The organism is Dellaglioa sp. CoH-57-MRSF-18 (genome assembly GCF_056781995.1).
Genome location: NZ_JBXAXX010000131.1, coordinates 1 through 367, shown reverse-complemented (window position 1 = coordinate 367; position 367 = coordinate 1). Strand labels below are relative to the sequence as shown.

At 46.0% G+C, this 367-nt stretch carries 1 protein-coding gene; it reads right to left on the bottom strand.

Going from position 1 to position 367, the window contains the following annotated elements:
* Positions 1-8: 8 nt before the first annotated feature.
* Positions 9-367: hypothetical protein (locus AC1RPG_RS08420; RefSeq protein WP_481762536.1), on the bottom strand; the 359-nt coding region annotated here is incomplete at its 5' end.

Genomic DNA, 367 nt, shown 5'->3' with positions numbered 1-367 from the left:
GGGTCTTTCTAAACAATCTTCGCTGTATAAGATGGTGTTGCTCCTGCTACAGCGAATGAAGCTCCGTCTGATTCAGATGATCCACTGATAACTCCTATAGAGACCGATGGAGTAGACGTTGATGCCTTTGTAAAATATCCTTCTACTTGTACAGCTTTTACCGAATATCCCGCAGGAATCGTATCGGTAGAAGAATAAATATCCTTATCTCCCGGAGTATTCGAGGTCACATAATTTGCAGACTGCGAAGACATAGCTGGTTGACTTACGGTCAACGCGTTTGATGATGCGGACCCAACTTTTGTCCACTGCGCCTGCGTGTCCGATGTTGGCCTTCGCACGATAATGTTCACAGGACCTAAGGGAC